The organism is Microbacterium sp. 18062 (assembly GCF_902706225.1).
Taxonomy (GTDB): Bacteria; Actinomycetota; Actinomycetes; order Actinomycetales; family Microbacteriaceae; genus Microbacterium.
In genome coordinates this window covers 1-458 of sequence record NZ_CACSKB010000317.1, presented here as the reverse complement: position 1 = coordinate 458, position 458 = coordinate 1, and the positions used below count along the sequence as shown (strand labels likewise).

Here is a 458-nt window from a genome sequence, read left to right as displayed (position 1 = left end):
GATGGGCGGTGTTCAGCGGGAAGGATGCGGGCAGCGAACTCGCGTGCACGTCGTGGCCGGAACCTTGCGCATGCGTGACGAAGGCCATCTCGAGCTGCGTCATGCGCGTGAATTCCTCGGTGCCTGCCGTGGTGATCCGGTAGGCGAGGTAGATGTGCGCCACCGGCAGGGGCGCGCGCATCGACACCTTGACCCAGTTGTGCAGCACGGGCTTGCCGTCGTCCCCGGCCAGCACGCGCATGTTGCGGCCGGGGGGCTTGATGCCGGCGACGATCTCCTCCAGCCGCCGGTCCAGCACCTCGTCGCGGTCGTTCAGGAATCCCGTCACCGAGGCCCGCGCCAGCAGCCTGCCGCCCAGGTCGGTCAGCACGATCAGCTCGGCGCCGGACCGTGCCAGCTGGTTGTAGAGGGCCGATTCGACGGTGGCGCGGTTGGTTTCGTTGAAGACGGTGTTCTGC

General features: G+C 68.1%; 1 protein-coding gene. It reads right to left on the bottom strand.

The window, feature by feature from the left end; all coding sequences use genetic code 11:
• On the bottom strand, nt 1–458 hold a 458-nt coding region (locus GVL03_RS19995), incomplete at both ends, for a cache domain-containing protein (RefSeq protein WP_200847321.1).